The following is a 2577-nucleotide window of genomic DNA, read 5'->3' on the forward strand; positions in this document are numbered from 1 at the left end:
CATCCCCTTCTCGGCCATGAGAACGATCCGCGCCCGGACCACATCTCGATACGCCGACGTATACTTCCGAGCTCGCGTCTCCAGGGTCCTCCGCGTGGCCGGGTCGAGGACGATCTTGTACGGGCTCGTTCTCGGCATGGCTCCCTCCTCTCGGAGGAAACCATAGCCCACAACTTACGTCGGTGTAATTATGGTGGCGACCACTAAGGATCGGGGGGGAAAGGTTCACGCGGCAGCGCGTCGGCACAGGAGTGCCTGTTCGCACAGCCGTCAGACTTTCGACCACCCCCCCACCCCATGTATCAGAATCATCACGGTGGCGGGCGGATCAGGGTATCGGCTCATCATCTCGCCTTCCTCATCGCTGCGTTCCTGGCCGTGGCGTGGACCGAGGAGTGACAGCTCGAGCACAGCGCGTGCAGGTACTCCTCGGCATCGGGGCTCGGCACGCCCATTGCCACCAGCGTGCGGCGTTCGGGGTCGTGGTGCGGGATGGTCGCTGGTCTTCCGCATCGTTCGCACCTCGGATGCTTGGCGAGGAAGGCCGGCGCTATCTCGTAGCGCCATGCTCCTCCTTCGTAGCCTCTTGTTCCTGATCTCGCTTTAGGCTTGTGGACAGAGCAGGGTGAGGGTCTGTTGCAGAAGCAGCGGGTCTGAGGAACGTAGGGCATCAGTAGAAGCGGAAGCGGCTTCTCCCCTTACGGAGACCGCGGGACAGTGCCTTGGTGCGTTTGGTGACTCTTCTACCTCTACTGTGAAACGTGTTTCCGAATAGAGGTTCAGGAGTCACCAAAGTCACCATGGCCTTCCTGTTTGTGCTGGTCAGCGGGGGTGCGAAGGCGGAGCCCGAACCACGTGGGATATCCGGCGTGGCGGGGCGCGTAGCGAAGCGCGTACACATCCTTGAGGTGCTCGGCGACACGCTGGCGTCCCATGGCCTGGCGGCCGTTCTCCCGGCACCAGTGACCGTAGGCCTCGTACAGCACGCCGGCACGCTCCCGGGCCTGTGGGTCGGAGAGGCAGGCGTCCTCAACGAACCCCACGACGGTATCTGTCCTGGCCCGGTATTCCTTGGCGGCGTGCAGCATGACCGGAGGAGGGTCGAATCGCCCGCGGGCCATGAGGATCTTCAGTGCGGCCACCGCGTTCCGGAGCAGGCCGGCCAGTTCCCCCGGTGAGGTCAGTTCGTCCACGAGGTGCGGGTCCTGCTCCCTGAGATCGAGCCTCGCGTGCATGGGGAGGATCAACCACCGCCCGTAGTAGGCATCTGACTGGTCGGTCGTCCCAGGGGCCTCGTTCGCCGAGAACACTAGGCGTGTGAACGGCCGGTAGTTGAACGGCTGCTCGAACTTGCGCTCCACCCGCATGGGGTCGCCAGACACCAGCATTTTGAACATCCCGGTCCGCTGTACAGCCCGGGCGTCGAGATCCGCCGAGATGTTGGCGAGCCTCCCATACAGGTCGGCCGCGGCGAAGCGGTCGTCGGCTATGGACTGCAGCGTGGCGTGCGAGACGTTGGCCGGCCCGAGAAGCGCGCCGAACACGTTGAGCAAGGTGGACTTTCCGGTGTCGCCCGGGCCCTCCAGGAGCAGCGCCCGCTTAAGCCGGGCCGATGGGACGAGCATGTACCCCATCCACTCCAGAACCAGGCGGTAGCACTTGGCCAGGTCCTGCCGCGGGAGGACACGCCGCAGAAACCGCTCCATCCCTGCACACTTCGCCTCGGGTTCCCACGAAACGGGGATCTGGATGATGGAGGTGACGTCCGGGCTGTGGGGTTCGAGTCGGGGAGGAGTCTCCTTCCACCACAAGAGCCCGTTGGCCACATTGATGTAGTCAGTGCTCGGCTGCCTGGGGAGCTTCGCGTCCACGTTCGCCCGGCACCACGCTCGGACCTCACGGAGCCGGTTCTCCCGGAACTCCTCCCCCAAGGTGCGGCGGACGAACCCGGCCAGCCACTCCTCCCCATTCGGGACGTACACGCCGTCCCGGTACCGCCACAGAGAGCGGCCCGGCCCGACCCTGAGGTGGGCGGTCCGTTCGGCGGCCTGCCCGAGCTTCGGCGGGACGAAGCGCCCGCCCTCGAACAGGTAGCCGTTGGACGCCACCGAGTCGGCTTCTCCTGGGGCCCGCGCCTTCGCAGCCTCCGATACCTCGCGAACGAGCTCTTCGACCCTCATCGGTGTCGGCCCAGTTCTCGGCGCGCGGCCTCCTCGATCTGCCGGCGGCGGAGACGATCCCACCTGGCGAACTCGATCTCGGTCGGCAACGGCCTGGCGCACGAAGGGCACCGGATGAGCCCCTTCGCCACGAGCGACCGGCAAGCTCGCTCGACAGGATCGCCAGGGCCGCGGGGAGCGGGGCTAGGCGGCTCACCCAGGAACGTCCTGGCCTCGGTCCAGACCACCTGGCCAGCCCAGTCCTGGAGCTCGGCTCGATCGGCCCGGTCGCGCAAGGCCGCGACGGAGCGCCTGCGCCAGATGGGAGAGGCGAGGGAGACCCTAGCGGAGCTCTATATCGACACGGTGGTGGACTCCACGATGTTCCTCGCCTTACGGGCCCGCGACCGGGTCGCCC

At 66.3% G+C, this 2577-nt stretch carries 1 protein-coding gene; it reads right to left on the minus strand.

Annotated elements, in window-relative coordinates; translation table 11 throughout:
* Positions 1 to 779: 779 nt before the first annotated feature.
* Positions 780 to 2108 (minus strand): phage/plasmid primase, P4 family, encoded by a 1329-nt coding sequence (locus tag M3Q23_11230; GenBank protein ID MDP9342639.1) that lies wholly within the window; start codon positions 2106 to 2108, stop codon positions 780 to 782.
* Positions 2109 to 2577 lie beyond the last annotated feature (469 nt).

Source organism: Actinomycetota bacterium (assembly GCA_030774015.1).
In the GTDB taxonomy this organism is placed as follows: Bacteria; Actinomycetota; UBA4738; order UBA4738; family JACQTL01; genus JALYLZ01.